Origin of the sequence: Cellulosimicrobium composti (genome assembly GCF_009711085.1) — a bacterium.
In the GTDB taxonomy this organism is placed as follows: Bacteria; Actinomycetota; Actinomycetes; order Actinomycetales; family Cellulomonadaceae; genus Cellulosimicrobium; species Cellulosimicrobium composti.
On sequence record NZ_WMKA01000137.1, the window covers coordinates 1 to 406 of the forward strand.

1 protein-coding gene is annotated in these 406 nt (G+C 74.1%); it reads left to right on the forward strand.

Annotated elements, in window-relative coordinates; translation table 11 throughout:
• A partial coding sequence (locus GJV82_RS19705; protein WP_196217323.1) for an Ig-like domain-containing protein occupies positions 1–406 on the forward strand: 406 nt, incomplete at both ends.

Below are 406 nucleotides of genomic sequence, written 5' to 3' on the forward strand. Positions count from 1 at the left end.
CCCCGCGAGATCGAGGCCCGCGTCCTGTCCGGCGCGAGCGTGCGGATCGCGGTCCCCCTCGACGGGATCGACCCCGACGGCGACTCGGTCCAGGTCACGGGCATCGCGAGCCCCGCGTCCCAGGGCACCGCCCAGGTCGTCGACGGCATGATCGAGTACACCGCGTCGAAGAACGCGAGCGGTCACGACACGTTCACCTACGCCGTGCTCGACGCACGCGGCGCGACCGCCACGGGGACGGTCCAGGTCGGCATCGCCCGGCCCGCGGAGACGAACCAGCCGCCGGTCGCCGTCGACGACGAGGTCACCGTGCGGCCCGGTCGTACGGTCTCGGTCGCGGCGCTGGCGAACGACACCGACCCCGACGGCGACCAGGTGGGCCTCGTGCCCGGCGGCATCGAGGACA